Source organism: Comamonas testosteroni, from assembly GCF_014076415.1.
Lineage (GTDB): Bacteria > Pseudomonadota > Gammaproteobacteria > Burkholderiales > Burkholderiaceae_C > Comamonas > Comamonas testosteroni_F.
Genome location: NZ_CP043568.1, coordinates 4,882,953 through 4,908,271, shown reverse-complemented (window position 1 = coordinate 4,908,271; position 25,319 = coordinate 4,882,953). Strand labels below are relative to the sequence as shown.

Genomic DNA, 25,319 nt, shown 5'->3' with positions numbered 1-25,319 from the left:
CTGTCCAATCAGGCGAAGTTCTTGAGAATCTGGCGGGCGAGCGTGGTGCGCAGCACCTCGGTCGGCCCTTCGGTGATGCGGTAGCTGCGCAGGTCGCGCCAGAAGCGCTCGATGGGCGTGTCCTGCGTGAGGCCCATGCCGCCATGCAGCTGCATGCAGGTGTCGAGGACGCGAAAGCCCATCTCCACGGCGAAGGTCTTGATCATGAAAGTCTCTAGCTTGGCGTCCACGCCGGCTTCGACCTTGCGCGCCGCGTCATAGACCATGAGGCGCGAGGCGTAGACCTCGGTGAAGCCGTCGGCGAGCATCCATTGCACGCCCTGGCGTTCGGACAGCGGCTCGCCGAAAGTCTTCCGCTGTGAGGCATATTCGGCCGTGAGATTCAGGCAACGCTCGGCAGCGCCGATGGAATGTGCACCTTGACGGATGCGGCCGTGATTGATGTAGCCCTGTGCCAATGCAAAGCCCTTGCCTTCGACCCCCACCAGATTGTCGAAGGGGACATCTACATCTTGCAGAGCGATCTCGCACGGCGAATCACCCATCAAGGTTTTCTCGGAACTGGCCAACGTGACCCCTTGCGCTTTCATGTCCACGATGAAGCATGAGATGCCGCCGCGCGCGCGCTTCTCGGGATCGGTCACCGCCATCACCAGCGCGAAATCGGCCTTGGCCGCGCGGGTGATGAAGCGCTTCACGCCATTGAGGCGATAGCCGGTGTCGGTCTTGACCGCGCGCGTGCGCATGGCGGACGGATCGGAACCCGCATCCGGCTCGGTCTGGGCAAAGCAAAAGCGCTTGCGGCCTTCCACGACGGGGTAGAGGTATTCCTTGCGCTGCGTTTCGTTCAGGCCCATCAGGATGGGGCCGACCATCGGTCCGAAGAGACCGTGATCGCGCACCCACGAGGCGACCGTGCTGCGTCCAACCTCTTCCCAGAAGACGGTGAGCGGCAACAGCGAGAGGCCCTGCCCGCCGATTTCTTCGGGGACATCGAGCAGCCAGAGGCCAGCGGCCTTGGCGCGCTCGCGCACCTGCTGTGCGGTGGCATCATCCAGCAAACCGGCGGAGTCCAGCTTATGCTCGAGTGGAATCAGTTCCTTCTCGACAAAGCGGCGCACAGATTCGCGAAACATCAGCAACTCTTCGGGGAGCGCTTCGTGAGGGGTGAGGTCGAGCATCGACATACCTGAAAGAGAATCGAGGGGAAAAGCGAAAGAGAAATGGGCAGCGCTCCGCCGACACCGCCGTGGGACGACGGTGTCGGCACAGGGGCGATTGCGTCAGGCCTGTGCGGCGACTGCGGGCTCGTCTCCGGGCTGATGTGGCAGCTCGACAGGTTCATCAAGCGACGACCACGTCTTAATTGGCTGACCTGCGCGTACCAGATCGAGCTCCCGCCAGAACAGCTTGCGCAGCGTGACGATGCCAAGGTCCGAGCGACCTAGAATCTCGTCCTCACGCTTGGTCACGCGCTCCTGTCCACGGATGGACAGGTAGTCCTGCGCGGCGGTCAGGCCCACGAAGGTGTCTTCCGGATCCTTCCAGACGCGCGAGCTGAACAACTCGTCATGGTGGTCCGCCGGGTCGTACTTGCCGTACTTGGCGAAGTAGGCCTTGAAGCGCATGCGCGAGGCTTCGCTGGCACCCGGCGGCAGGCTGTAGATCATGAAGCGCGTGGTGTTCAGATCGTCGTTGGGCGTCATCCAGACAAACACGTCGAGCCACGGGTCGTCAGGCGTCAGGCCTGGCACTGTGATGTGATTGTTGTTCGGGAAAGTCCAGTCACTCTGGCGTATGTTGTCCTTGCTGCGGCGAGCAGTCTGGCGGATGCCGGCAGACGTTTCTTCGTAGCTTAGTTCGGGAATGCCGGTGGTCACGGCCTTGCCGAAGGCGCCGACGGTGAGTGCCATGTGCACAAAGCTCACGTGCACTGCGTCCATCGAGTTCTCTACTTGCTGGAACCAGTTGTTGTCCCAGCGCTCCATGCCGTTGGCAACGATGGCGCCTTCGCGCTCGGTCAGCAGCTTGCGCGGCAGATCGAACTCGGGGGCTTCGCCTTCACCCATGTAGGCGAACACCAGACCCTGATATTCCTTGACGGGGTAACCCGCGATCTTGGTGCGCGGCATACCGGTGTCGGCTTCGGCGGGGCGGTTGACGCAGGAGCCAGTACTGTCGAACTGCCAGCCGTGGTAGATGCAGCGGATCTGCTCGCCGTCGACCCATCCGGTGTGGAGCAACGTGCGGCGGTGTGCGCAGCGACCGCCCACGAGATGCAACTTGCCGCTCGCGCCGCGATACAGCGTCAGCTCCTCGTGCATTATCTTGAGCGGGATGGCCGTCCCCACTTCCACGCTTTCGCTCAGCGCGATGGGCTGCCAGAACTGGCGTAGCAGCTTGCCCATGTCTGTGTGGGGACTGCTTTCGGTGAGGCGGTTGAATTGCGCGGCGCGTGCGAGGCGGCGCTCGTCGAGTTGACTCATTGTTTGTCTCCGATGCAGGGTGGGGGTCAGACGGGTTCGCCCATCAGGTCCGTGAGCGGGCCCTGTGGTTCACCATATTTCGTCCACTCAATGGAGCGGGCGTAGTCCTTGACGTCTAGCGGGTAGTGGCGACCCGGGGACCAAGTGGGATACTTGTGCCGCAACCCCCCATCTACGGCCATGTCTGAGCCCGTCATGCACGCCGACTCGTCGGATGCGAGGAACACGGTCGCCCATGCAAGATCGGATGCGCGTGGAAAGCGACGAAGCGGCATCTGATCGAGATATTCCTGGCGCGAGTAGAAGCCCTTGCTAGTGGGTGTCTTCCATTCGGGATTGAACATTTCGTCCCGCATGGTGGTCCATAGTTGGTGTTCCATGGAGCAAGGTGTGACGCTGTTCACACGGATGCCCAGATGTGCGAGATCCAGCGCAGACGAGCGAACGAAACTTAGCAAGCCGGCTTTGGCAGAGCAGTAGGCTGCGCCATCGGCTTCGCCAAAGTGTGCCGCGGTGGAAAGGATGTGGATCATGCTGCCACCGTTACCTGATTTGATCATTGCACGCGCACAGTGTTGCGTGGTGATCAGCGCGGCGGTAGCAAAGCTAGCGACAGAGTCGTCCCAGTCGTCGTGCTTCATGTCCAGAACATGGCTCCAGTGAACGCGTCCGGCCATATTCACCGAAATGTCGAGGCGTCCGTAACGGGCCATGGTTTCGTCCACTGCGCGTTTAACGTCGGCATCGACGCGAGCATTGCCTTGCATAGCAAAGGCTTCAAGTCCGCGCTCGCGTAGAAAGTTGACTGTGTCGTTTGCTGCGGATTCGCTTACATCGGTGACGCAAACGCGTGCACCTTCGCGAGCCATGAAGTGAGCAATCGTGCCGCCGATATTGGGACCCGCACCAAACACAATGGCGACTTTGTCCTTGAGTCTATCCATGACTTTTTCTCGTGAGTTGTCAGCAGTTGCCGGTATTGAAGAATCTGAAAATGATTCTCGGAGGCGGGCTGCCACACAACAAGACGAGAAGCTCAGAGGCTGATATGTGAAATCCGCATATCGGATGTGCGAGTCACTCTACGAATCCCCATGCTGGGAGGCTTGCTACAGGCTCTTTCACTGGCGCTAGCTAAATCGCTAGTGCTGTGTTGGCGATTGATATCACCGACCTAAGTTCTGAGGTTTTCAACTTTGGAGCGGTACGAGAATTCGTAGTCCATTTCGGTGCATGGTGAGCTGAAATAGCGCATGTCCACGGGGATGGACGCACGAAAACGGTGTTTGGGTGAGGGAGTTCGGCAATTTTCAAAGAGGAAGCGAGATTGGCACGGTGCTTGCTTTGAGTGTTTAAAGCACTTGTGTACAGGCATGTATTCAAGTGGCACGCGTTCTCTCTTTGACTCCTCTACAAAGGAATTGCCATGCTGTCTCGCCGTCTTTTGCTCGCTTCTTTGACTACTACTGCCATGGCCTTGTCTGTGACGGCTCCAGCACAGGCTGCTGACAAGGTCATCAAGGTGGGGACGCTCAAACTCATTCATGGCATAACACCTTATTTCTACGATAAGTTCACGCCAGCGGGCTACAAGATCGAAGTCATCCCGTTTGAAACACCTACCGATGGCAAGAATGCGATAGTTACCAAATCTGTGGATTTCGGTACCTATGGTTTGGCCGCTGCCACCCTGGGTGCTGCTGCGGGCGAGCCTGTGGTCATCGTCGCGCCGACTTGCAACGGTGGGATGGCGATTGTGGTGGGCAAGAACAGCGGCATTGGCAACTTCAAGGAACTCAAGGGCAAGCGAGTGGGCATTCTGCCCGGCTCCACGCAGGAAGCCGTGTTTCTGGATCGTCTGAAGGCTGAAGGCATGACGCTCAAGGACCTGAAGTCCGTGCGCGTGTCCTTCAGCGAGATGGCGGGTGCGTTGGAGCGTGGCGATATCGATGGCTATGTTGGGGCAGAACCTGGCCCTTCCATCAGCGCTATTCGCGGTGTGGGCAAGGTTCTCGAGTTTCCTTACAGCACGCCCACTGGCAAGGTCAACATGGTCATGACCACCCATGCCGACACTGTCAAAAGCGATCCAGAACTGACCAAGGTATTCCTGGAGATTCACCGCAAGGCCTCCGAATACGCCATGGCCCATCGTCCTGAGCTGGTACAGATGGCGGGGGCCAAGCTGGGCCTGCCCGCCGATGTGGCCAATCTGGCTGCCGACAATGTGGAGCTGACATGGAAGATTGATCAGGACTGGATCAACCGCAGCAAGTACTACGGCTCGCTGATGCTGGAGCGCAAGCAGATTCGTAAGTTGCCTGATTACAGCAGCTTCATCGTGACGGGTTTTAACCCCAAGTAACGCGGCGCGGCCTGGCTGTGCACAGCGCGGTCAGGTCTAGACGTCGTTGAGCTGCAATTGCTTGCTTTTGGAATCTTTGCCATGTCGTCCTCCACTCTTGACCCTCAAGCGCGTGCTGCTGTAGCGCCCGCACTGCCTGTCAATCATGCTGCTTCAATTTCTGCGGATTTGGTTATGCCGCCGCAACCTAGTGCCGCCAAGGTTTGGATGACGACCTGGCTGGTGCCTGCTGTGCTCCCACTGCTGCTGCTGATCGCTTGGGACTTGGCCGTGCGTGCGACCGGAACCATGCTGGTTCCTTCGCCCAAGGAAGTCGGGTTGATGCTGTGGGACTTCGCGTTTGGCGGTATCTATGACGATGCCTTCAGCGAAACTTTGGGTATTCACTGGTTGAAGTCCATGTCTCGTGTTTACGGGGCTTTTGGACTCGCTGCTCTGCTAGGCATCCCCCTGGGTCTGGTGATCGGTAAAAACGCCGCCGTACGCCGTTTTGTAGACCCCACGCTGCAAATGTTGCGCCCTGTGCCTGTGACGGCATGGCTTCCGCTGTCAATGATCTTCTTCGGTGTCGGCCCCAACGCGGCCATCTTCTTGGTGTTCCTTGGGGCGTTTTTTCCCATTGTCATCAACACCACCTTTGGCGTGAAGTCGGTGGAGCCTCGTCTGTTTGAAGCCGCCGCCATGCTGGGCTGTCAGGGCGCTTCCATGTTTCGTCAGGTGGTGCTGCCAGCGGCCATGCCATCCATCTTCAATGGCCTGCGCCTGGGTCACGGCATTGCATGGTTTTTGATCGTGGTCGGTGAGATGACGGGCGTTCCCGAAGGACTGGGGGCCGCCATCATGGACGGTCGCATGCTCTCGCGCACTGATGTGGTGATTGCCGGCATGGTCGTCATCGGCTTCACTGGCTTTGTCACCGACCGTCTGCTGGTCGCACTCAACAATCGTCTTCTCAAGTGGAGCCCGCAACACAATGTCTGAAATCCTTGCTCACCGTACTCCCGCGCCCATTCTGGACATTGCCAATGTCAGCAAGGTCTTTAGTTTGAATGGCCGTCCCATCCACGCTCTGAAGGACGTGAACCTGAAGATCCAGAAGGGCGAATTCATTTGCTTGATCGGTGCTTCGGGCTGCGGCAAATCCACGCTGCTGCGCATCATGGGGGGCTTTGAGAAAGTCTCGACGGGCGTGGCCAAGATGTATCACACGCCGATTTCCGAGCCCGGGCCGGATCGAGGCATGGTGTTCCAGGACTATGGTTTGTTTCCATGGCTCACTGTGCGCCAGAACATTGCATTTGGTCCCAAGCAACGAGGCCTGACGGAGGTCAAGCTCAAGGAAATCTCGGATCACTATCTGAACATGGTAGGACTGACCAAGTTTGCAGATCATTTTCCCAACCAGCTGTCAGGCGGCATGAAGCAGCGCGTGTCGATCGCGCGAGCGCTGGCCAATGAGTGTGAAGTGCTGCTCATGGACGAGCCTTTCGGCGCTTTGGATGCGCTGACTCGCGAAGTGCTGCAGCAGGAGCTGCTGGATATCTGGGAAAAGACCAAGCTGACCGTGATTTTCGTCACCCATGCAGTGGAGGAGGCTGTTTTGCTGGCCGACCGCGTGGTGGTCATGACGGCCGGTCCAGGCCGTGTGGAGCGTGACTATCGTATTCCACTGGAGCGCCCGCGCCATATCACTGCACCGGAATTCAACCTGGTGCGCAAAGAGCTGACGGAAATGCTCAGCAGTCATGTGGCGCATCACGCCAAGGCTGCCTGATGCTGGACTGTTTGTTGAGCCTGTCGCAGGCCGCGCGTGATGCGGCCTACGACAACACCCGCGCCGTCACGGATAGCGCCCAGCAGCTCGCTGATTTTGAAGTTCGCAGTGTCGAGTTGGCGCAGCGATCTGCAGGGCAACTGGATGTGCCGTTTGGTACGGCAGAGCGTTTGCGCTATGACTTCTTTGAAGGTGAGAGAGGTGCCAGCACGCTGCTGTTCATTCACGGCGGCTATTGGCAGATGCGCCATAAGAACACTTTTCGGTTTGTGGCTCAGGGTGCGCTCGCGCATGGCCTCAACGCTGCTCTGATTGGATATACGCTGGCTCCCGAGGCCACGCTAACTCAAATCGTGGAGCAGGTGAGATCAGGCATCGCGGCTGTCCGCAGCCATGCCTTGCAGCAGCGCGGTAACGGACGCATCCTGCTATGCGGTTGGTCTGCAGGGGGGCATCTCACCGCGATGGGCTTCAATTGTGAGGGAGTGGTTGCAGGTCTGGGCATCAGCGGAATCTACGACCTGGCACCGATTGCTCATACCTATCTGAACCAGGCGCTCCGGCTATCCATCGAAGAAATCGAGCAACTGAGTCCCTTATGTCTGCCTGCAACACGCAAGCCGTTTGTGACAGCCTATGGAACGGCCGAACTTCCCCAGTTGCAGGCGCAGAGTCAAACCTTTTCGGCTTATCGCGGTGGCATGGAGGGTGATGCAGACGTCGTTGTAGAAGGCGCGGATCACTTCAGCATCCTGAATGCGCTGGCTCACGAGGATGGCGTGCTGCTGCAGGCCTTGCTACAGCATCGGTGACCCGAATATCAACGACAGTGGTCGTGAAACTTAAAGGGAAGGCTGTTTCTGTCTCGCATTCTGCAGGGTATGCAAGGTGATGTTTTTTACCTCATCACGGCTGACACGGATATGTTGCTGTAGCAAAGACTTGGCCTGCAAGCCGTCTCGGCATAGCAATGCTTTGAGGATGTTGCCATGCTCCTCGTAGGTCACGTCAATGCGGTAGTTGCGCGTGAACTCCAGACGCCGCACGATACGAATTCGGTCAGTTATATCGCGATGGATGCGAGTCATCTCCTGATTGCCGCTGGCCGCCACCAAGGCCATGTGAAACTGCTCATCGTTGCGCGAGACAGTGGCTATTTCAGACAGCCGTTGTGGCGCGGGGATACACCATAGTGTGGTCAGCTCATGCAAACGTATTTCCAGGTCGGAAGTCTGCACAAGTAGATCCAGCGCTGCGCATTCCAGTATCGAACGCACGTCGTACAACTGCTCGAACATCGTGAAGTCAATGCTGTTCACGATCCAACCGAGCTTGGGTATGACGGAGATATATCCTTCGCGCTGAAGGCGTACGAGCGCCTCGCGCACAGGGGTTCGGCTCATGCCGAGATCCGCGCCTACTTCGTTTTCGCTAAAGCGGTCACCAGGCACATATTGAAAATTATCCAAGGCTTGGCGTAGTTTTTCGTAAGCAAGGCTGGCGAGGCTGGTGGAAGACATGATGGGGGCTCCTTGTTTTTTCTTTGGCTGCAGCGCCGCACGGGGGCTGTGCGCCGCAGCGTGCTTCACAGAGATTGGCAGTACGCGCGCCAGCCGCCGAACGTGGTGATGTCCCGGGCCTGTGTCAATGCATGGCCTTCGCAGATAAAGCCTTTCACGCTGCGTCCATCCTGTAGCTGAACCGAACCAATGCCCAGAGGGGTTGGGACACCGGCTACAAAGCGGCCAAAGTTGGCAACTGGCATGTCCCACACCTCGACTGTGATGGCAGCCCCTTCCTCTGACCGTGCCATTCCAGGTTTGGGAGGTACCGTGCCTTGCAGGGCATATAGGCGGTAGTTTGAGGCAGTGCTCGTCTCCTCGCGAAAGCGCGCACCACAAGCCAGCAATTCATGATTGAGAGACATACCTCGCAGATGTGCACCCACCACGGCTACTTCGATGGTCTCGCCTTGTGTCGGTACCAGCCATGTTGGCAGTGAGCCATCGTTTTGGGCGGGAAGGCCTGTCACGCCGGCACACAGATTGGTTTGTGCTTCCAACTGCTGAGCCCAGCGCACCAGATCCGGCTCGCGCCAGCCCGGCGCTATCAAGGTGATGCCAAAGGGCAGGCCGTCTGGCAGTTGCGATGCAGGGATTGCGATCGCCGACCAACCGAGAAGATTGACGAAATTGGTATAGGTTCCCATCTCCGAGTTGACGCCGATGGGGTCAGCTTCCACCTCGGCCATGGAGGGGTGGCGCGGTGCGCTAGGAACACACAGCACATCACATTGTTGCCAGATATTCTCGGCTTGCCGTTTCAGGTCTTGCAGTTGGTACTGGGCGTTGAAGGTATCAGCAGCATTGAAGCGCTGGTGTACGTCCAGAACCTGGCGAATCACTGGCAGCAAGGCTTCTGGCTGTTGTTCGTAGATGCCGCGTGCTCCGACCACCCGTTCAGCCACCCAGGGGCCGTAGTACAGCAGATTGGCGACTTCAAACAATGCATCAAAGGGCAGGGTTTGCACCCGTTCGGTTTGCGGCTTCAGACGCGCAAGAAACGCAGCAAATGCATCCTCATAGTCGCTGGAAAGCTTGCGTGCATCAGGTACCCCCACGCGCAGTTGAGACAGTGGGGTGTGTTTGGCGATGAAGGGACGTGGCCTGGCATAGCTGTCCTGTGTGTCAGGCCCTTCCATGAGTGACAGAATCAGAGCGCTATCGGCCACATTCAGCGCCAGAACGCCTATGCAATCCAGCGTGCGGCAGGCAGGCACCAAACCAGTGCCGGGCACTGCACCGGGAGTGGGCTTGATTCCGACGATCTGGTTAAAGGCCGCAGGAATTCGGCCCGATCCAGCCGTATCCGTGGACAGGGCAAATGGAACCAGACCACGCGCCACCACAGATGCCGAGCCTGAACTGGAGCCGCCGGAAATCAGTCTGCTGTCAAACGTATTGGGCACGGCACCAAATGGCGAGCGCGTTCCGACGAGACCGGTGGCAAACTGGTCCAGATTGGTCTTGCCCAGAACAATGGCTCCGGCTTGCCTGAGGCGCTGAACTGCCACAGCGTCGCGCTGTGCCGAATAGGCGAAAGCAGGGCAGGCTGCCGTGGTGACAAAGCCCTCCACATCGATGTTGTCCTTGACTGCAAAGGGGATGCCGAACAAAGGAAGACGCTCACGACCTTGGGTTTGCTGAAGTGCCTCCAGTTGCAGCAACTGCGCTTTCAATTGCGCGTCACTGGCAAAGCTGATCCAGGCCGAGTCATCGCTTGCCAGGCTACGACGCTGCTGCTCAAGCAATGCAGCAGGGTCAGCGCCTTCTTGATAAGCCCGCTTCCAATCTTCAAATGAACCAATCAGCATGATGAATACCCAAATGTATACAAGATGCTTGGTTTAAGCAGGTTGTGTGCCAGTTTGCGGTAATCCATCCTCGTTCCGAAGTTCCCAGCGAGTTCGGCTATGAAGGCAGCGGGAAGTCGGTCAGAAATTGTTGGCCACGTTGGTTGTGCCCAGGCTTCCGAGCCTGCCATCTCGGAAAATACAAAACTGAGTGAGAAAAATTCCGGAAAGTACAACACCAATGAGAAGCGAGTACAAAACTAGCCTCTTCATGCAGCGCTAAGCCGTTGATTGTTTGTGGAGGCGAGTACAAGACTCAAGGAGAATCGACATTTGTACTTTGTTGGTAATCCACCCTAGTAGCAGGCCTGGCTGATCTTGAAGGCTTGGCAGGCTGCCCGGATCGACAGCCCTCGTTGTTGCACAGCTCGTTGAGCCATCTCGCATCGGCAAGATGGCTTCACCACTTTTTTGCAAGAGCCTCCGCCACGACCTCAGCCTTGAGCTTCTCCTCGATGTACATCTTGCGCAGGCGTCGGTTCTCTTCCTCCTGCTCCTTCATGCGCGCCATCAGCGAGGCGTCCATGCCACCGAACTTGGTTCACCACTTGTAAAACGTCGCCGAGCTGATACCCAACTCTCGGCAGAGCTCGGGGTCCGTCCGAGCGGCCTCTGCCTGCTAGAGTGCATCAATGATCTGGCTGTCGGCGAAACGCGATTTCTTCATGGTAGAGATTCTCCTTTGAGAGTCTCTACTTCTTCGCGTATTGGATTTTTGGGGGGATTACCGTTCGTGACTCAGTGCCTAAACAGCAGCAATCGCCAACACCAGTCGTTGAACGTCAAGTGTCTTGAACGGCCACATCACCCTCGTAACTGGCCACTCGCTTGCGTGGTTCACCACGCACCGGCCTGAATGCCCGTTTCTTCGCTCCATCGAGTGTCGAACTTGCGATCAATCCACGTAGAAACACCATGATCAAGCGTCCAGTCAGCTCCTGGCGGTCGGTGGTCTTTTGCAGTGCAAGCCCATGTGAAAGTGCCATAAAAGCAGCAGCTAGTTCGTGAGGCTCGGCAGGAGTTGAGCGACCAAGCTTTTTAAACAATAGGTCGATCACGCCGCCGATCTCGGATTGGTGTTTGTCCCAAACCTTTTGGTACTCCGTAGCGAAAGATGGGCTACGCCTCGCATGCAATTGCAGTTCTATGGAAAGCATGCACCAGTCAGCATCGTGATTGAGGGTAGAAGCCCAGGCCTCCAGTCGGGCCAGCATTTGCTCGGGCAACTGCGCGTTGTCGCCCATGAGCGTAGTAAGTTGCATCGCTTCTGCATCCATGTGCCGCCGCAGCAACTCTAGCAAGACATCCTCTTTGCTTGAGAAGTTTGAATAAAAAGCGCCTTGGGAATAGCCAGCGTTGTTCGCGATGTCACGGATCGATGCGCCTCCATACCCGTTTGTCACAAACAAGTGCCGTGCAGCGTCGATCAGGTGCTCGCGAGTCTGTGCCCGGCTTTCGTCTCGGGTCAGGCGTCTTCTTGCAGTCGTGGTGCTCATGGCTTTAAAGATATCACATGAGATTCAGATATCGATCGTTGTGTGACCTCGTGTGAATGCTTGCCAAAATAATTTCAGATATCACTTGAGATTTCAAAGTTCCAGCGGTACATTTAAATTTCAAGTGATATTTGAAGATCAGTCGAAATGAAAAAGTACAGCAATCCGCAGTCAGCTTTTGTCACTGGCGCCACAGGCCTTCTTGGCAACAACCTTGTGCGTGAGCTGGTCGCGCGTGGCGTCTTCGTCAAGGCTCTCGTCCGTTCGGAAACCAAAGGTATGCAACAGTTCACAGGAGTGAAGGGCGTGGAACTGGTGCAGGGTGATATGGCAGATGTGCCCGCTTTCTCCAGGGCGCTGCAAGGATGTGACGTGGTGTTCCATACCGCGGCCTTCTTTCGAGACAACTTCAAAGGCGGCAGCCACTGGGAAGAGCTCAAACGCATCAATGTAGACGGCACGCAGCAGCTTATTGAGCAGGCATACGACGCCGGCATCCGGCGCTTCGTTCAGACTTCATCCATCGCAGTGCTGAATGGCGAGCCGGGTGCGCCCATCGATGAGACTTGTCTGCGTGACCTAGCAGATGCTGACGACGACTATTACCGAAGCAAGATACTGGCCGATCAAGTCGTATCGGCCTTTCTTGACACACATCCGGACATGCATGCGAGCTTTGTCTTGCCCGGCTGGATGTGGGGTCCTGCCGATATCGGCCCAACCTCGTCAGGACAATTTGTCAACGATGTGGTGCTTGGCAAATTGCCTGGGTTGCTGCCAGGGAGCTTCTCGGTTGTCGATGCTCGCGATGTAGCGAAGGCGCAAATTTCAGCTGCAGAGCGCGGCCAGCGCGGTGAGCGCTATCTCGCCGCAGGTCGCCACATGACGATGCAGGAATTGGTTCCCTTGGTGGGGCAGATCGCGGGAATCAAGACGCCGACACGCAACTTGCCTTTCTTGCTTCTGTATTTCCTGGCGGCGGCGCAGGAACTCTACGCGAAGATCAGCGGTAAACCCATCTTACTCAGCTTGGCGACGGTACGGCTCATGCGCAAGGAGGCGGGACGAAGTCATTTCATTCACACGAAGAGCGAACAGCAACTTCAATTGATATTTCGACCCATTGAGCAAACTGTTGCCGATACGGTCGCTTGGTATCGCCGCCATGGTTGGCTACCCATTGCGTCACCTCAATAACGCCAGGTAAACCTCTTCGTCGCCCTTGTTCTGGGGGATTTGCCGAAGCCAAACAAGGAACGACTGTGACGGAAAAATTGATCTTGAAACTCTTGACGCTCCTTGGAGCCGTCGTTCTTTCTGCGGTTGCCCCGCGTCAATCCGCTGCGCAGAGCATCTTCTCCGTCAGGGCAGCGGACAGCATGGCCGAGTTTTGCAGGAAAGGACAGGCGGAGTACCCGGAAGGCATCGCTCGCATGCATCCTTCGTTCAAGTTCAACATCTGTTGGTGGCTCGAGGATGCAGGCATCGAAGCAAGCACGTTCGATAGCATCGTTGGAAGGTTACCGGAGAACGCGGGGCCGTCGCAGGCGGCTTGGCAGGCGACTTTTAGCAAGCCCGCCCAGGTGCATCTAGCACGAGCGCATGCGGCCGAAGCGCGCGGCGAGAGCGAGAGTGCATCGGCCGAATACAAAAAGGCCGCGTTCTATCTGCGAATGAATCGACTGCCCAAGCAGGTCCCCATTGCGGATCTGTCGGCAACCGAACGAGCTTACGCAGTCCTGGGAAAACCGCTCCAGAGGATCAAATTCAGGAGCGGCGAAAAGGATTTCATTGGCTACTTCCGAACACTGTCGACACGAAGCAGCAGCAATAAGAAGCCTCCGGTGCTGGTCATTCTCGGTGGCCTTGACAACCTGAAGACGGAGATGATCCGGCATAGCGACTACTTCATGGGCCGCGGGTTTGCGACCCTCATTGTGGAAAATCCAGACACCGGGGAGAACCCGCTGGGATTCCGTCCGGAGTCCTCTGCAATGCTGGACACGGTTGCCGACTACATCAAGACTCGCAACGACCTGGACACAAGCCGAGTGGCCGTGTACGGCTGGAGTATGGGGGGCTATTTGGGAACTCTTGGCGGGCTGCGAAACGACTTCTACCAAGCGATTGTCAATGTAGGTGGCCCTAGCGATTCGAGCTTCGGACAAGAGCATTGCGAGAAAGCGCCTGCATGGATCGTCGCTCCCTACACCGTGTTTGCCAACATGAATCCGCTGACGACACCTCGTCAGGCGATGTGCGAATACTACGAAGCATTCCAACTCTCCTATCAATTGAAGATGCCCACCGCGGCGCAGTTGCGCAAACCCATCCTCATGGTGAACGGCGCCCGCGAAGATCTCGTATCCAGAAATGAGCCTACCTCTCTTACCGCTCTCGGCTTCAATGTGACGCAACTGGTCTTTGGAGATGACGGCCACACGGCAGAGTCGAACATGCGAGAGCACTTCGAGTTCACCGCGAACTGGCTCATGCGACGGCTAAAAGTCGGCCATTGATTGGACCGCTGACAAGCAATCGATTAACTCTGCTCCCACTCAATGAATCGAGAAATTATTTTGATGCGCCACGGTCGGCCGAACTTGGCTCCAGGCGGCAAGGTTTCGGCACTTGACATGAGGTACTGGATTGAGCATTACGAGCTATCCGAAATCGTAGAACATCCCGTCCCTGTGGCCAGCATAGGCTTGGCCGCCACAGCAAAAGTGATCATTTCGAGCAATGCACCTCGAGCACTGGCGTCTGTTCGAGCATTGGGCCTTCGACCTCATCTTATAGATGAGATTTTTGGCGAGGCGAAGTTGCCTCACGGAAGATGGAGACGACCTCGCTTTTCCCCATTTACATGGGCATTTTTTCTCCGGATTGCATGGCTGTGCGGTTTTTCTGGAGGAGTCGAGTCTGCCCGAGAAGCTAAAGCAAGAGCTAATACAGCGGCTCAGCGACTTCAATTGATCGCAAATGAAGGCCCCGTTCTGCTGCTTGGCCATGGCTTCATGAATCGATTGATCGCGAAGCAGTTGGAGTCTGCGGGGTGGATTTGCCGAGAAAGCAGCGGTACGCGGTACTGGAGCGCAGCGGTCTATCAAATGAGGCTGGGGGAAAGGAAATAGGTTGTCACTCGAACGACCCGTCATGTGACCTCGCGGGTTTCTCTCAGAAGTCGATATCCAGGAATATTTCCCCCTAAAGGGGACTCATTTAACCGAGTCGATTCATGGCTGGCTTGCGGCCCTGAGCAGTCACTTATGTGAATGGGTGAGCCAATGGACTTTCGCCATCACGCAGCAGTGTTGCTGTCTCGCGCAACCAGAGTCGGTCTACATCATGTTAGGAAGTTGGGGAATTCTGATGCAATCACCAGGCACGATAGTCGAGCAGGCGCATCAATTAGTCGATCGCATCAGCACGCCGCCAAAGTCTGCGGTCGATTTCGAGGCTATTGCAGACAGCCTTCTACACCTTGCGAACTCCCCTATGTGGCAAGTAGCTCCTTATCCTGTAGCTCGAGTTGGCGAGGAGGCTCTCTATGAACTTGCCGTCGCTGGGGATCGGCCGGCACTGTATCTTGTCTCGGATGGAGTTGGCGTCACAAGTCCTCCTCACTGCCACGAAACATGGGCTGTCGTGGTGGGCATTCGGGGCTTGGAATTGAACCGCCTCTACACGAAGTCCGCTAAGTCCGGAATCGTCGTCGAAACCACCCACGTTGCAGTGGGCTCTGGCGAGGTTCTGCTCCTAGGGCCCGACGATATCCACTCCACCGAAGTAGTTGGCCAAGCTGCTACGTATCACCTCCACCTCTATGGGAGGCCATTGAGTGCTCTTTCAAGTTTTCAAGCCCGTTGCTTCAGCCTTGGTAGCCCATGACGTCCGACGCCAAGCTTGAAGGCCAGCTCGGCAAAACCGACGTCCTCTAGATCGAAATGGTCTAGAACTCAACACGTCGCCAGGCTGCCTTCGGCAACATTTCGCCGATAGCGTTCGAGCGGTAACATTCACTGGACTGTCCATCGGCCTGGAGCGCCATAAAAGCTACCGGGCTGTCCTGCGACCCGAAAAGATCACAAAGCTGCACAGTGCCAGCAGCCACACGGCGATGGCGGCATAGAGCATTACGCCGCCAAAGCTGTGTACCAGTGCCTCGCGGGCAATGTCTGTCAGCGCCTGTGGCGAAGTGGAGGCGCCAGCTCCTGCCTGCAGGGTATACAGGGCTTGCAGGTTGCCAGAGGCAATGCCGTTGGCCACCTCGCGCAGCGCTGCAGCATCGACAGGGTCGCGCAATGCGGTTTGCAGATGCTGCTGTACGCCATGCACCAGCAGGAAGCCCATCAGCGCGATATTGATCGACAGCGTAATCATGCGGGCACTCATGTCGATGCCGGACGCCATGCCGGCGCGCGTGCTGGAGACCGCTGCCGTGGTGGTATTTGTCACCGGGGTGTTGGTGATGCCCAGCCCTGCGCCGGCAATCAGGCAGCCCGGCAGCACGTAAAGCCAGTGGCTGTGGGCGAGCTGGCTGCCAGCGAGCATCAGCATGAAACCAAGACCGATGGCGAATAACCCCAGCGGAATGGCGATGCGTGGGCCATAGCGCATGGCGATGCGTTCTCCGACCACCGGGAACACCAGCGTGGGAAGGGTGTACGCTAGCAGCGAGACGCCAGCGGCCGTGACATCCTGACCTAGCGCACTCTGGAAATAGATGGGCAGGTAGATGATGAACGCCCAGAAGCTGAAGTTCATGCCCATGGAGCCCATCAGCGCACCGGAGAAATTGCACACCCGAAAGACCGAGAAGTCGAACATGGGATGCTGGGCACGCAGTTCCACCCACACAAAGATCGCAAAACTCAGCAGACCCACAGCCATGGCGGCCAGAGCAGACATGCTGCCAAAACCGGTGTCGGAGCCTTGGGTCACAAAGAAGGCCAGGCCGAATACCGCGAGGGACAGCGTGACGATGCCCGCAAGATCCAGCGCGCCGGCCTTGGGGTCATGCGATTCCTGCACGGCGATGGCGGCCAGAAAGAAGGTCAGCGTGGCAATCAGCACGTGTACCCAGAACACCCAGCGCCAGTCCGATAGGGCGACGATCATGCCGCCAATCAGCGGGCCAAAGCCCAAGCCTATGCCGAGCATGACTCCCCAGGTGCTGAAGGCGCGGCTGCGCTCGGCGCCTTGTGGAAATTGGTGCGAGAGGACGGCTACCAGGCAGATCAGCATGGCCCCGCCACTGGCCCCCTGGAACACGCGGCTGGCAATCAGCATCGGCGTGTTCCATGCCAGGCCGCACAGCAGCGATGAAAATGCAAAGAGGGCTATGGAGATCAGAAAGACCCGCTTGCGGCCAAACCGGTCTGCCAGTGTCCCGGTGGCCATGAGCACCGAGACGCAGGCGATGGTGTAGGCATTCATGATCCACTGAATGCCTTTGAAGTCACTGTGCAGAACGGACTCCAGCGTGGGCAGGATGACAGGCACGCTGGAGATTTCAAGGCTGAACATCAGTGCGGCCAGACAGACCGATAGCAGTGCAATGCGATTGCGCCGGTTCGGTGCCAGCTCCAGGCGGCTGGTGTTCAAGAGATCAACATCATTCGAGGACATGGTTGCGCATTCCAGAAAAGGGAAACGGCGTTCTGACGCAGAACGTTCAATGCGAGTCTATGGGAATAGAATTCTTAAATTCACGCATTGATTTCCCATTTTTGGGGAATGAAAGGACCTAATAGAAATGGCTGTGCAAGACCCTCTGGAAGGAGTTTCCACCTTTGTGCAGGTGGTGGAAGCGGGCGGCTTCACCCCTGCTGCCCAGCGGCTTGGTGTGACGCGCTCTGCCGTGGGCAAGGCCGTTGCGAGGCTGGAGGCACGTCTGGGCACGCGGCTACTGCAGCGCAATACGCGTAGCCAGACCCTGACCGAGGAGGGGCAGATCTACTACGAGCGCTGCACTCGGGCACTCAAGGAGCTGGATGAAGCCGAGGCAGATCTGGACAGTGGCCGCATGGAGCCCATCGGCCGCCTGCGGGTCAGCGTGCCAGAAGGCTTTGGGCAGCTGTGCGTGGCGCCAATACTGCTGAATCTGACGCGTCTGTATCCGCAGCTGAGTATCGATCTGTCGTTTGGCGACCGGACAGTGGATCTGATCGAGGAGGGATTTGACCTGGCCATACGCATAGGCCCCCTGCATGACAGCGGCACCTTGTCTGCGCGCCTGCTGGGCACACAGCACATCAGCATCGGAGCTTCCCCGGCCTATCTGGCACGCCACGGCACGCCCAGCATCCTGGAGGAACTCGATGGTCATGCGGTCATCAGTTACTCGCGCTCGGGTGTCGTCGCTCCGTGGAATGTTTCGCCAGTTGCTGGGCGAGGCGGCAGCTCAGACTACCGCCTGCAAGTGCGCTCCCAGATCAGCATGGACGATATCCAGGCCATTGCCGCTGCTGCCGTGGCCGGCTACGGTATTGCCTGGGTACCCTGCTGGCTGCTGAGCAGCTATGCCAAGCGTGGAGAGCTGGTACATATCCTGCCCGACTATCGGGCCCGCTCCTATGAGATCCATGCTCTCTGGCCGCAGACACGGCAATTGCGTCGCAAGTTGCGGGTGGCCATCGATGCACTGGTGGCTGAAATTCCGGCTTTGCTGAATGTCGATGATGATTCCGTGGCAAAAAACGGCAATTCAATCCGTTCTCGGTAAGGGCCGCGCTTTTCCACTAGCGGAGCATGGCCCGGGCGGATGTGTTTGAGCCGCAGAAGGATCACAGTGAGTGAAATGCTTCGAAGTGATCCTGACGACGAAACGTGGAATTTCGCTTGATTGATGCCAATATCCGTGTGACAGCCAGGCTGTTGCATCCAGCTAGCTCAATCGGAGGCGGAGCCTGCCTGAGGCAGGGATGGTTGGGCCGCTGACCTGAATTCCTGCCCCGCATCCCAAACAAGCCATTGAACTGTTGCCCATGCATGGCATGCATCTCAATGGCTTGCTCCCACTTCTTGCTGGCTCACTGGCCGGTCAGCGTGCGAGAAAGTCTTGAACCATATTGTTGAAGACTTCGGCATGCTCCCACTGTGCCCAATGGCCGCACTGACTGAACACGTGGAATTCCGAGTTGGGAATACCCCATAGCAGGCGCAGGCCGATGTCCAATGGCACAAAGCGGTCGTCACGGCCCCAGATGATCAAGGTCCTGGCCTTGATTTCAGGCAGACGTGCGCCGTAGTCGCTGAACTGCTTCGGGTTGATCTGGGCGCTCTTGACGAAGTTTTCGAGGTGATCACGGCGGGCCAGGATATTGCTCAGACGCTGCTGATAGAGCTCTTCGGTCAGGCTGCTGGTGTCGTACACAAACACATTCATCATGCGCTTGAGGTTCTCCACCGTAGGGTCGCGGTACAGCGCGCCGATGAGCTTGATGCCTTCGGCGGGCATGGGCACGAGGGCGCTGGGGCCGCCGGTGCCGCCGCCCATGAGGATGAGCTTGCCCACCATCTCGGGGTTGGCCAGCGCAAAGCCCACGGCGCTATGACCGCCCATGGAGTTGCCGATGATGTGAACCTTGGCGATGTCCAGCGCGTCCAGCACGCCTTTGAGGCAGCGTGCGTTCAGATCCGATCGCGAGCCTGTGCTGACGATGGTGTCGCTTTTGCTCCAGCCGGGGCAGTCCAGCAAAATGACACGGTATCCCGCATCCACCAGCGGTTCGATATTGCGGTGGAAGTTGGCCCAGCCGCTGGCGCCTGGGCCGGAGCCGTGCAGCATGACCACGACTTCACTGCCGGAGCCGACATCGTTGTAGTGCAGCCTCAGGGGCTGTCCCGCCTCGGTGATCGTGACAAAGCGACTGCTGGAGGCTTCCGTGTTAGGGGCGTTCATAAATGACTCCGTGAAGGCGGCAGCCACGGCTGGCTGACCGCGAGGATGGTGAAAAGATCAGAGGGAGGCGGCTTCGCGTTGCCTCAGCAGGTCCAGCGCTACGTCGACAATCATGTCTTCCTGACCCCCGACCATGCGGCGCTTGCCCAGCTCCACCAAGATATCCACGGCCTTGAGTCCATACTTGGCCGCCGCAGCTTCGGAGTGACGCAGGAACGAGCTGTAAACGCCTGCGTAACCCAGTGCCAGTGTTTCGCGGTCCACGCGCACCGGACGGTCTTGTAGCGGGCGCACGATGTCGTCGGCGGCATCCATGAGCTTGTTGAGATCCGTGCCGTGGTTCCAGCCCAGGCGCTCTGCGGCTGCGATGAACACCTCCAGCGGAGCATTGCCGGCGCCCGCGCCCATGCCGGCCAGGCTGGCATCCACGCGGTCACAGCCTTCTTCCACCGCCACGATGGAGTTGGCCACGCCCAGGCTCAGGTTGTGGTGGGCATGCATGCCGGTCTGGGTTTCCGGCTTGAGGATGTCCTTGAATGCCTTGAAGCGATCGCGCACATCGTTCATGCCCAGCGCACCGCCGGAGTCCACGACATAGCAGCAGGTAGCGCCATAGCTCTCCATCAGCTTGGCCTGTTCAGCCAGAGCCTTGGGCGAGGTCATATGGCTCATCATCAGAAAGCCCACGGCTTCCATGCCCAGATGACGCGCATATTCAATATGCTGTTTGGACACGTCGGCTTCGGTGCAGTGGGTCGCCACCCGCACCACACGCACACCGGCTTCGTAGGCAGCCTTGAGGTCGTGGACGGTGCCGATGCCCGGCAGCAGCAAGGTGGTGATCTTGGCGTGCTTGACCACGCTGGCCACGGCCTCAATCCATTCCAGATCGGTATGGGCACCAAAGCCATAGTTGAAGCTGGAGCCTTGCAGACCGTCGCCGTGAGCGACCTCGATCGAGTCGACCCGGGCCTCATCCAGCGCCTGGGCAATCTGCCTGGCCTGCTCCACGCTGTACTGGTGACGAATGGCGTGGCTGCCGTCGCGCAGGGTCACGTCGGAGATGTAGATTTTCTTGGTTTGCGTCATGGTGTGTCGTCTCCTCAGGCGGCCACGGCGAGCGTCGCCAGCATGCGCTCGGCCATGTGTTCCGCAGTGCGCAGACCGGCGCTGGTCATGATGTCCAGGTTGCCTGCATAGGCGGGCAGATAGTGGGCCGCCCCCTCAACCTCTAGAAAGATCGAGGTTTTCAGGCCCGTGAGGGCATTGCCCACGCCGGGGATGCGGATCGGTGCATCGATGCGGTCGAACTGCACCTGCTGCTTGAGGCGGTAGCCCGGCACATAGGACTGCACGGCAGCGGCCATCTGCTCTACCGATGCGGCAATGGCGGCCTCGTCGGCCAGCGCGCTCAGGGTGTAGACCGTGTCGCGCATGATCAGGGGCGGCTCGGCCGGGTTCATGATGATGATGGCCTTGCCCTTGGTGGCGCCGCCCACGACCTCGATCGCCTTGGAGGTGGTCTCGGTGAACTCGTCGATGTTGGCACGGGTGCCGGGGCCGGCACTCTTGCTGGCAATCGAGGCAATGATTTCGCCGTAGTGCACCTTGGCCACACGAGAGACTGCGGCCACCATGGGGATGGTGGCCTGGCCGCCGCAGGTGACCATGTTCACATTCGGCGCGTCCAGATGCATGTCGCCGTTGACCACGGGAATGCAGTACGGGCCGATGGCCGCCGGCGTCAGGTCGATCATGCGGAGGCCGGGCCTGAGGCTGCGCAGGAAGGCATCGTTCTTCACATGTGCGCCGGCACTGGTGGCATCGAACACAAAGTCGATGTCGGCGAACCCGGGCATGTGCGTGAGGCCTTCCACGCCTTCGTGGGTAGTGGCCACGCCCATGCGGGCGGCGCGGGCCAGACCGTCGGAGTTGGGGTCAATGCCGACCATGGCCCCCATCTCGATGTGCTTGCCATGGCGCAGGATCTTGATCATCAGATCCGTGCCGATATTGCCGCTGCCGATGATGGCGGCCTTGAGTTTGCGCGTCATAGCGTTTACCTTCAGAAAAAAAATCAGTCGATGCCGGCTCCGCTGGACCGGATCAGCGGTGCCCAGCGTGCGATCTCGCTGTGGATGAATTGCCTGAATTGCTCCGGGGTTTGCGGATAGGCCTGCATGCCCTGGCTTTCGAAGCGTTTCTGTATTCCCGGGTCCTGCAAGGCTGCGACCAGCGCACGGTTCAATGTCTGGACCACCGTGGCAGGAGTTCCGCTTCGCACGGCTGCGCCGAACCAGACGCCTGCATCGACACCGGACACTCCCAGCTCCGCCATGGTGGGAACATCGGGCAGTTGGGGACTGCGTCTTTCAGAGGCAATCGCCAGCGCGCGCAGCTTTCTGCCTCGGATCAGCGCTTCGGTTGAACTCGTGGGATCGAACATGAAGTCGACCCGGTTTGTCATCACGTCCTGCAGTGCCGGCACCGAGCCTTTGTAGGCCACATGAGACATGCTTCCACCGGTTTTGCCGCGAAACAGCTCCCCCAGCAGGTGGCCGATGGAGCCCAGGCCTTGTGAGGCAAATGTCAGGCCTTGCTTGCTGCTGCGGGAAAGCGCCACCAGCTCGCTCAGCGTCCTGACAGGACTGTCTGCCGAAACCACGAGCACCAGAGGAGAGGTGACCAGAGACGTTACCGGCTCGAAGTCCTTGACAGGGTCGTAGGAAAACTTGCGGAACAGCGTTGGGTTGATGGCAAACATGGCCGTGCCAGCCACATACACGGTGTGTCCATCGGCTGCCTGTTGAAGCACGGTGCTGGCCGCAATCTGCCCTCCTGCACCAGGCTTGTTGTCAACAATCACGGGCTTGCCCAGCTGTTGAGCCAAATGCTGACCGAGGGCTCGGGCCATGACATCGCTGATGCCGCCGGCGGAAAACGGCAGCACGAGTGTGATGGGCTTGCCGGGAAAGGCCTGCACCGAGCCGAGGCCGCCGATCGACAGGCTGCCCAAGCCCAGAGCCGACTGCAAAAGAGTTCGACGATGCAACATTGGCTGCCTGCTCACTCGATCGAAGCGCCGCTGGCCTTGACCAGAGGACCCCATTTGGTCAGCTCCGACTGCATGAAGCTGCCAAACTGGGCCGGGGTTGACGGGAACGCCTGCATGCCTTGATCGGCAAAACGCTTGACCACTTCAGGGTCCTTCATGGCCTGGTGGATGGCATCGTTCAGACGTTCAACCACAGCGGCAGCGGTACCTGTCTTGACCACGGCACCGAACCACACGCCGGCATTCACACCGGGCACGCCAAGCTCGGCCAGGGTGGGTACGTCCGGCATTTGTGGCGAACGCTTGTCGGCCGCAATCGCCAGGGGCTTGAGTTTCTTGCCGGCCACCAGTGGGGCTGTGGTGATGACCGGGTCGAACATGAAGTCCACCTGTCCACCCATCACATCCTGCAGTGCGGGTGCGGAGCCTTTGTAGGCTACATGGTTGAACTTTCCGCCAACCTTGCCGCGGAAGGTCTCTCCGAGAAGATGGCCGATGGAGCCCATGCCCTGCGAGGCGAAGTTCAGTCCGTCCTTGCGGCTCTTGGCCTGGGCTATGAGTTCCTTGACGCTGGTCAGTGAACTATTGGCAGGGACGACAAGCACCAACGGCGAAGCGATCAGCGAAGTGACGGGACTGAAATCCTTCAGCGGGTCATATGAGAAATTGCGAAACAACGAGGGGTTGATGGCAAACATCTCGGTGGCACCGACATACAGGGTATGGCCGTCGGCCGCTTGCTGGCGCACATAGACCGCCGCAATCTGGCCGCCTCCGCCGGGCCGGTTGTCAACGATGACAGGCTTGCCAAGCTGCTCTCCCATCTTGCTTGCCAGCGCACGCGCCACGGCATCGGTGATGCCTCCGGCCGGGAAGGGAACGACCATGGTCACAGCACGGTTGGGGAAATTCTGCGCGATGGCGGGTGTACCCACGCAGGCAGCGAGCGAGGCAGCACCGGCTGCGAACAATTGACGTCGATTCCACATGATTTGTCTCCTGAATAATCGTTATGAGCAATGGAAAACGGGGGCGGGAATGCTTTCGAGAAGATTTACCGTTCAAACTGCGCGCACACGGAGCCGACGCCGCTGATGCGGGCTTCGAAACGATCGCCGGCATTCACTGCGACCATGGGGCCCAGGGCACCGGTCAGCACGAGGTCGCCGGCTCGCAGCGCCTGGCCGAGGCTGGCGAGTCGGCGGGCCAGCCAAACGGCGGCATTCAGGGGATGGCCCAGGCAGGCTCCACCGGATCCGGTGGAGACGACATCGCCATTGCGCGTCATCTGCATCTCGCACAGCTTGAGATCCAGTGCGTTGAGCGCAGTCGGTACGGCGCCCAGCACGACCAGACCGCTGGATGCGTTGTCGGCCACGGTGTCAATGAAGCGGATATTCCAGTCGGCAATGCGGCTGCCCACGATCTCGATGGCCGGAAGCACATAGGCGGTGGCGCTGATGACATCCACCAGCGTGGTGTCGGGTCGCTCCAGATCCTTGGCCAGTACCAGCGCCACCTCGGCCTCGACCTTGGGCTGAAGCGTCCGCGACAGGGGCACGACCTCATCGTCGCCATAGAGCATGTCTGCGAACAGCGTGCCGAAGTCGGGTTGGTCCACGCCCAGCTGCTTTTGCACGGCAAGGGATGTCAGCCCGATCTTGCGACCCACGATCCGGCGGCCCTGGCTCTGTGCATATTGCACATTGGCCAGTTGCACGGCATAGGCGCTGTCGTTGTCGGCGATCTCCTCGCGCAGGGGAGCAATGGGGGTGGCGGTGGCTTCCGCGTGGCGCAGGCGTTCGGCCCAGGCCTGTATTTGCTTGGTGGTCGGCATGGCAGTCATGAAAGAATGAGGATCAGTGGTGCATGAACATCACGCCATAGCCCGCAATGAGCGATGGAATGGCGCGGTAGGTCCGTACCGGACAAGGCAGACGGGTGTTGGCAGGCAGTGCGGACCGCGCCACCAGCCAGGTCTTGGACTCATGGGCAGAGTTGCCGGCCATGGCGCCGATCGAGGCTTCGCTCATCGCACATAGTCCGTCCAGCTGGCCGCTGGCCATGGCGTCCATCCATTGCAGATCCCACTCGGGGTTGAGCGGCTTCATCGAGCTGTCGCCATTGGCCAGAGCCAGACCGGCGGCCTTGACGCGCTCGGTCTTGAGCTCGCGCTCCTGCTTTGTGGGCGTGGAGCGGACGGTAATGCGCTCGCGTACGGCAGGGTCAGGATGGGTCAGCGTCGGGACGGGAGGCTCGTGCGACAGCCCGCCGGAACCAATCAGCAGTGTGCGCTGTGGCAACCGGTCGAGAAAGCTGCCAATGCCTTCTCCCAGTGCCTTGCATCGGGCCATGCGCGCAATACCGGGTTGGGCCACTGCATTCATGAAGATGGGAATGACAGGCGGCGTGTCCATCTCGTCCCCCCACAGAAGCTGCAGGGCCTGCGAAAAGCCGTGATCGACCCACATGCGCCGCGACACCGCGATATCGAAATGTTTATCCATCAGGTGGTCGGCAAGTGCGATGGCCAGTTCTCCAGCTACATTGAGAGGACCGGCTGGAGACAGATAGTCGCCCACGGCTGTAGCCTGGCTGCCGATGCAGAACGGCGGCATAAGTTCATTGAAGAAGCCGTTGTAGTGGTCCGGCCCCAGCAGCACGATGAGCTCTGGCGCGAACTCATGAACTGCCGCGCGCGCCGCAGCAATCGCCTTGTCGATGGCGATCTGATCGTCTGCCGCGACAGGATTGAGACCGAGCAAAGGCGAGTGCGACATGCCAAGAAATGCCCGGCGCGCAGTGGCGATGGCGCTATCACTCAT

21 protein-coding genes and 1 pseudogene are annotated in these 25,319 nt (G+C 58.8%); 7 read left to right on the top strand and 15 right to left on the bottom strand.

Translation table 11 applies throughout. From position 1 onward, the window contains the following. Positions 1–8: 8 nt before the first annotated feature. The 3 genes from F0P97_RS22640 to F0P97_RS22630 all read right to left on the bottom strand — a co-directional run bounded on the left by F0P97_RS22640 (position 9) and on the right by F0P97_RS22630 (position 3,430). Entirely contained in the window at positions 9–1,136 is a 1,128-nt protein-coding gene (locus F0P97_RS22640) for an acyl-CoA dehydrogenase family protein (RefSeq protein WP_232538024.1), read from the bottom strand. Between the two features lie 147 nt (positions 1,137–1,283). Continuing rightward, positions 1,284–2,486, bottom strand: a complete 1,203-nt coding sequence (locus F0P97_RS22635) for a Rieske 2Fe-2S domain-containing protein (RefSeq protein WP_182284399.1) — start codon at positions 2,484–2,486, stop codon at positions 1,284–1,286. A 26-nt stretch (positions 2,487–2,512) separates the two neighbouring features. Beyond that, positions 2,513–3,430, bottom strand: a complete 918-nt coding sequence (locus F0P97_RS22630) for an SDR family NAD(P)-dependent oxidoreductase (RefSeq protein WP_182284398.1) — start codon at positions 3,428–3,430, stop codon at positions 2,513–2,515. Positions 3,431–3,912: 482 nt separating this feature from the next. Between F0P97_RS22630 and F0P97_RS22625 the strand changes: the two genes are divergently transcribed. The 4 genes from F0P97_RS22625 to F0P97_RS22610 all read left to right on the top strand — a co-directional run bounded on the left by F0P97_RS22625 (position 3,913) and on the right by F0P97_RS22610 (position 7,437). Further along, positions 3,913–4,851: an ABC transporter substrate-binding protein gene (locus tag F0P97_RS22625; protein WP_182284397.1), complete on the top strand. Its 939-nt coding sequence runs from the start codon at positions 3,913–3,915 to the stop codon at positions 4,849–4,851. 174 nt (positions 4,852–5,025) lie between these two features. Beyond that, entirely contained in the window at positions 5,026–5,832 is an 807-nt protein-coding gene (locus tag F0P97_RS22620) for an ABC transporter permease (RefSeq protein ID WP_182284396.1), read from the top strand. Further along, a complete protein-coding gene (locus F0P97_RS22615; RefSeq protein ID WP_182284395.1) occupies positions 5,825–6,625 on the top strand; it encodes an ABC transporter ATP-binding protein in 801 nt (266 codons plus the stop codon). The genes F0P97_RS22620 and F0P97_RS22615 overlap by 8 nt, the downstream gene beginning before the upstream one ends. Before the next feature lie 14 nt (positions 6,626–6,639). Beyond that, complete coding sequence (locus F0P97_RS22610; protein ID WP_232538023.1) at positions 6,640–7,437, top strand: alpha/beta hydrolase; 798 nt, start codon at positions 6,640–6,642, stop codon at positions 7,435–7,437. Positions 7,438–7,467: 30 nt separating this feature from the next. Here F0P97_RS22610 and F0P97_RS22605 read toward each other — a convergent pair whose 3' ends face one another. The 4 genes and pseudogenes from F0P97_RS22605 to F0P97_RS22595 form a co-directional block, all read right to left on the bottom strand. After that, complete coding sequence (locus F0P97_RS22605; RefSeq protein ID WP_182284393.1) at positions 7,468–8,145, bottom strand: GntR family transcriptional regulator; 678 nt, start codon at positions 8,143–8,145, stop codon at positions 7,468–7,470. A gap of 65 nt (positions 8,146–8,210) precedes the next feature. Next, complete coding sequence (gene atzF, locus F0P97_RS22600; RefSeq protein WP_182284392.1) at positions 8,211–9,998, bottom strand: allophanate hydrolase; 1,788 nt, start codon at positions 9,996–9,998, stop codon at positions 8,211–8,213. Positions 9,999–10,336: 338 nt separating this feature from the next. Beyond that, positions 10,337–10,704, bottom strand: a pseudogene (locus F0P97_RS27740) (transposase); the annotation flags it as partial. A 115-nt stretch (positions 10,705–10,819) separates the two neighbouring features. Beyond that, positions 10,820–11,533, bottom strand: a complete 714-nt coding sequence (locus F0P97_RS22595) for a TetR/AcrR family transcriptional regulator (protein WP_182284391.1) — start codon at positions 11,531–11,533, stop codon at positions 10,820–10,822. 147 nt (positions 11,534–11,680) lie between these two features. On the opposite strand from F0P97_RS22595, the gene F0P97_RS22590 reads away from it, so the two are divergent. Both F0P97_RS22590 and F0P97_RS22585 read left to right on the top strand, forming a co-directional pair. Next, positions 11,681–12,730 carry an SDR family oxidoreductase gene (locus F0P97_RS22590; protein ID WP_182284390.1) on the top strand — a complete coding sequence of 350 codons (1,050 nt, stop codon included), beginning with the start codon at positions 11,681–11,683 and terminating at the stop codon, positions 12,728–12,730. Positions 12,731–12,795: 65 nt separating this feature from the next. Beyond that, positions 12,796–14,052, top strand: a complete 1,257-nt coding sequence (locus F0P97_RS22585; RefSeq protein ID WP_232538022.1) for an alpha/beta hydrolase — start codon at positions 12,796–12,798, stop codon at positions 14,050–14,052. Between the two features lie 1,537 nt (positions 14,053–15,589). On the opposite strand, the gene F0P97_RS22580 is transcribed toward F0P97_RS22585, so the two are convergent. After that, a complete protein-coding gene (locus F0P97_RS22580) occupies positions 15,590–17,164 on the bottom strand; it encodes an MFS transporter (protein WP_182284389.1) in 1,575 nt (524 codons plus the stop codon). Between the two features lie 127 nt (positions 17,165–17,291). Between F0P97_RS22580 and F0P97_RS22575 the strand changes: the two genes are divergently transcribed. Beyond that, positions 17,292–18,260: a LysR substrate-binding domain-containing protein gene (locus F0P97_RS22575; protein ID WP_182284388.1), complete on the top strand. Its 969-nt coding sequence runs from the start codon at positions 17,292–17,294 to the stop codon at positions 18,258–18,260. A 318-nt stretch (positions 18,261–18,578) separates the two neighbouring features. Here F0P97_RS22575 and F0P97_RS22570 read toward each other — a convergent pair whose 3' ends face one another. The 7 genes from F0P97_RS22570 to F0P97_RS22540 form a co-directional block, all read right to left on the bottom strand. Then, the gene (locus F0P97_RS22570) at positions 18,579–19,439 is read right to left on the bottom strand and encodes an alpha/beta fold hydrolase (protein WP_182284387.1); all 861 of its coding nucleotides are present in this window, start codon (positions 19,437–19,439) and stop codon (positions 18,579–18,581) included. A 57-nt stretch (positions 19,440–19,496) separates the two neighbouring features. Beyond that, on the bottom strand, positions 19,497–20,528 hold the full coding sequence (dmpG, locus tag F0P97_RS22565) for a 4-hydroxy-2-oxovalerate aldolase (protein WP_182284386.1): 1,032 nt from the start codon (positions 20,526–20,528) through the stop codon (positions 19,497–19,499). Positions 20,529–20,542: 14 nt separating this feature from the next. Then, positions 20,543–21,493 carry an acetaldehyde dehydrogenase (acetylating) gene (locus tag F0P97_RS22560; RefSeq protein ID WP_182284385.1) on the bottom strand — a complete coding sequence of 317 codons (951 nt, stop codon included), beginning with the start codon at positions 21,491–21,493 and terminating at the stop codon, positions 20,543–20,545. 23 nt (positions 21,494–21,516) lie between these two features. Next, complete coding sequence (locus F0P97_RS22555) at positions 21,517–22,494, bottom strand: Bug family tripartite tricarboxylate transporter substrate binding protein (RefSeq protein WP_232538021.1); 978 nt, start codon at positions 22,492–22,494, stop codon at positions 21,517–21,519. Between the two features lie 11 nt (positions 22,495–22,505). Then, positions 22,506–23,483: a Bug family tripartite tricarboxylate transporter substrate binding protein gene (locus tag F0P97_RS22550; protein ID WP_182284384.1), complete on the bottom strand. Its 978-nt coding sequence runs from the start codon at positions 23,481–23,483 to the stop codon at positions 22,506–22,508. Positions 23,484–23,548: 65 nt separating this feature from the next. Next, positions 23,549–24,340, bottom strand: coding sequence for a 2-keto-4-pentenoate hydratase (gene mhpD, locus F0P97_RS22545; protein ID WP_198424704.1), 792 nt, complete (start codon positions 24,338–24,340; stop codon positions 23,549–23,551). Between the two features lie 13 nt (positions 24,341–24,353). Beyond that, positions 24,354–25,319, bottom strand: a complete 966-nt coding sequence (locus F0P97_RS22540) for a 3-carboxyethylcatechol 2,3-dioxygenase (RefSeq protein ID WP_232538020.1) — start codon at positions 25,317–25,319, stop codon at positions 24,354–24,356.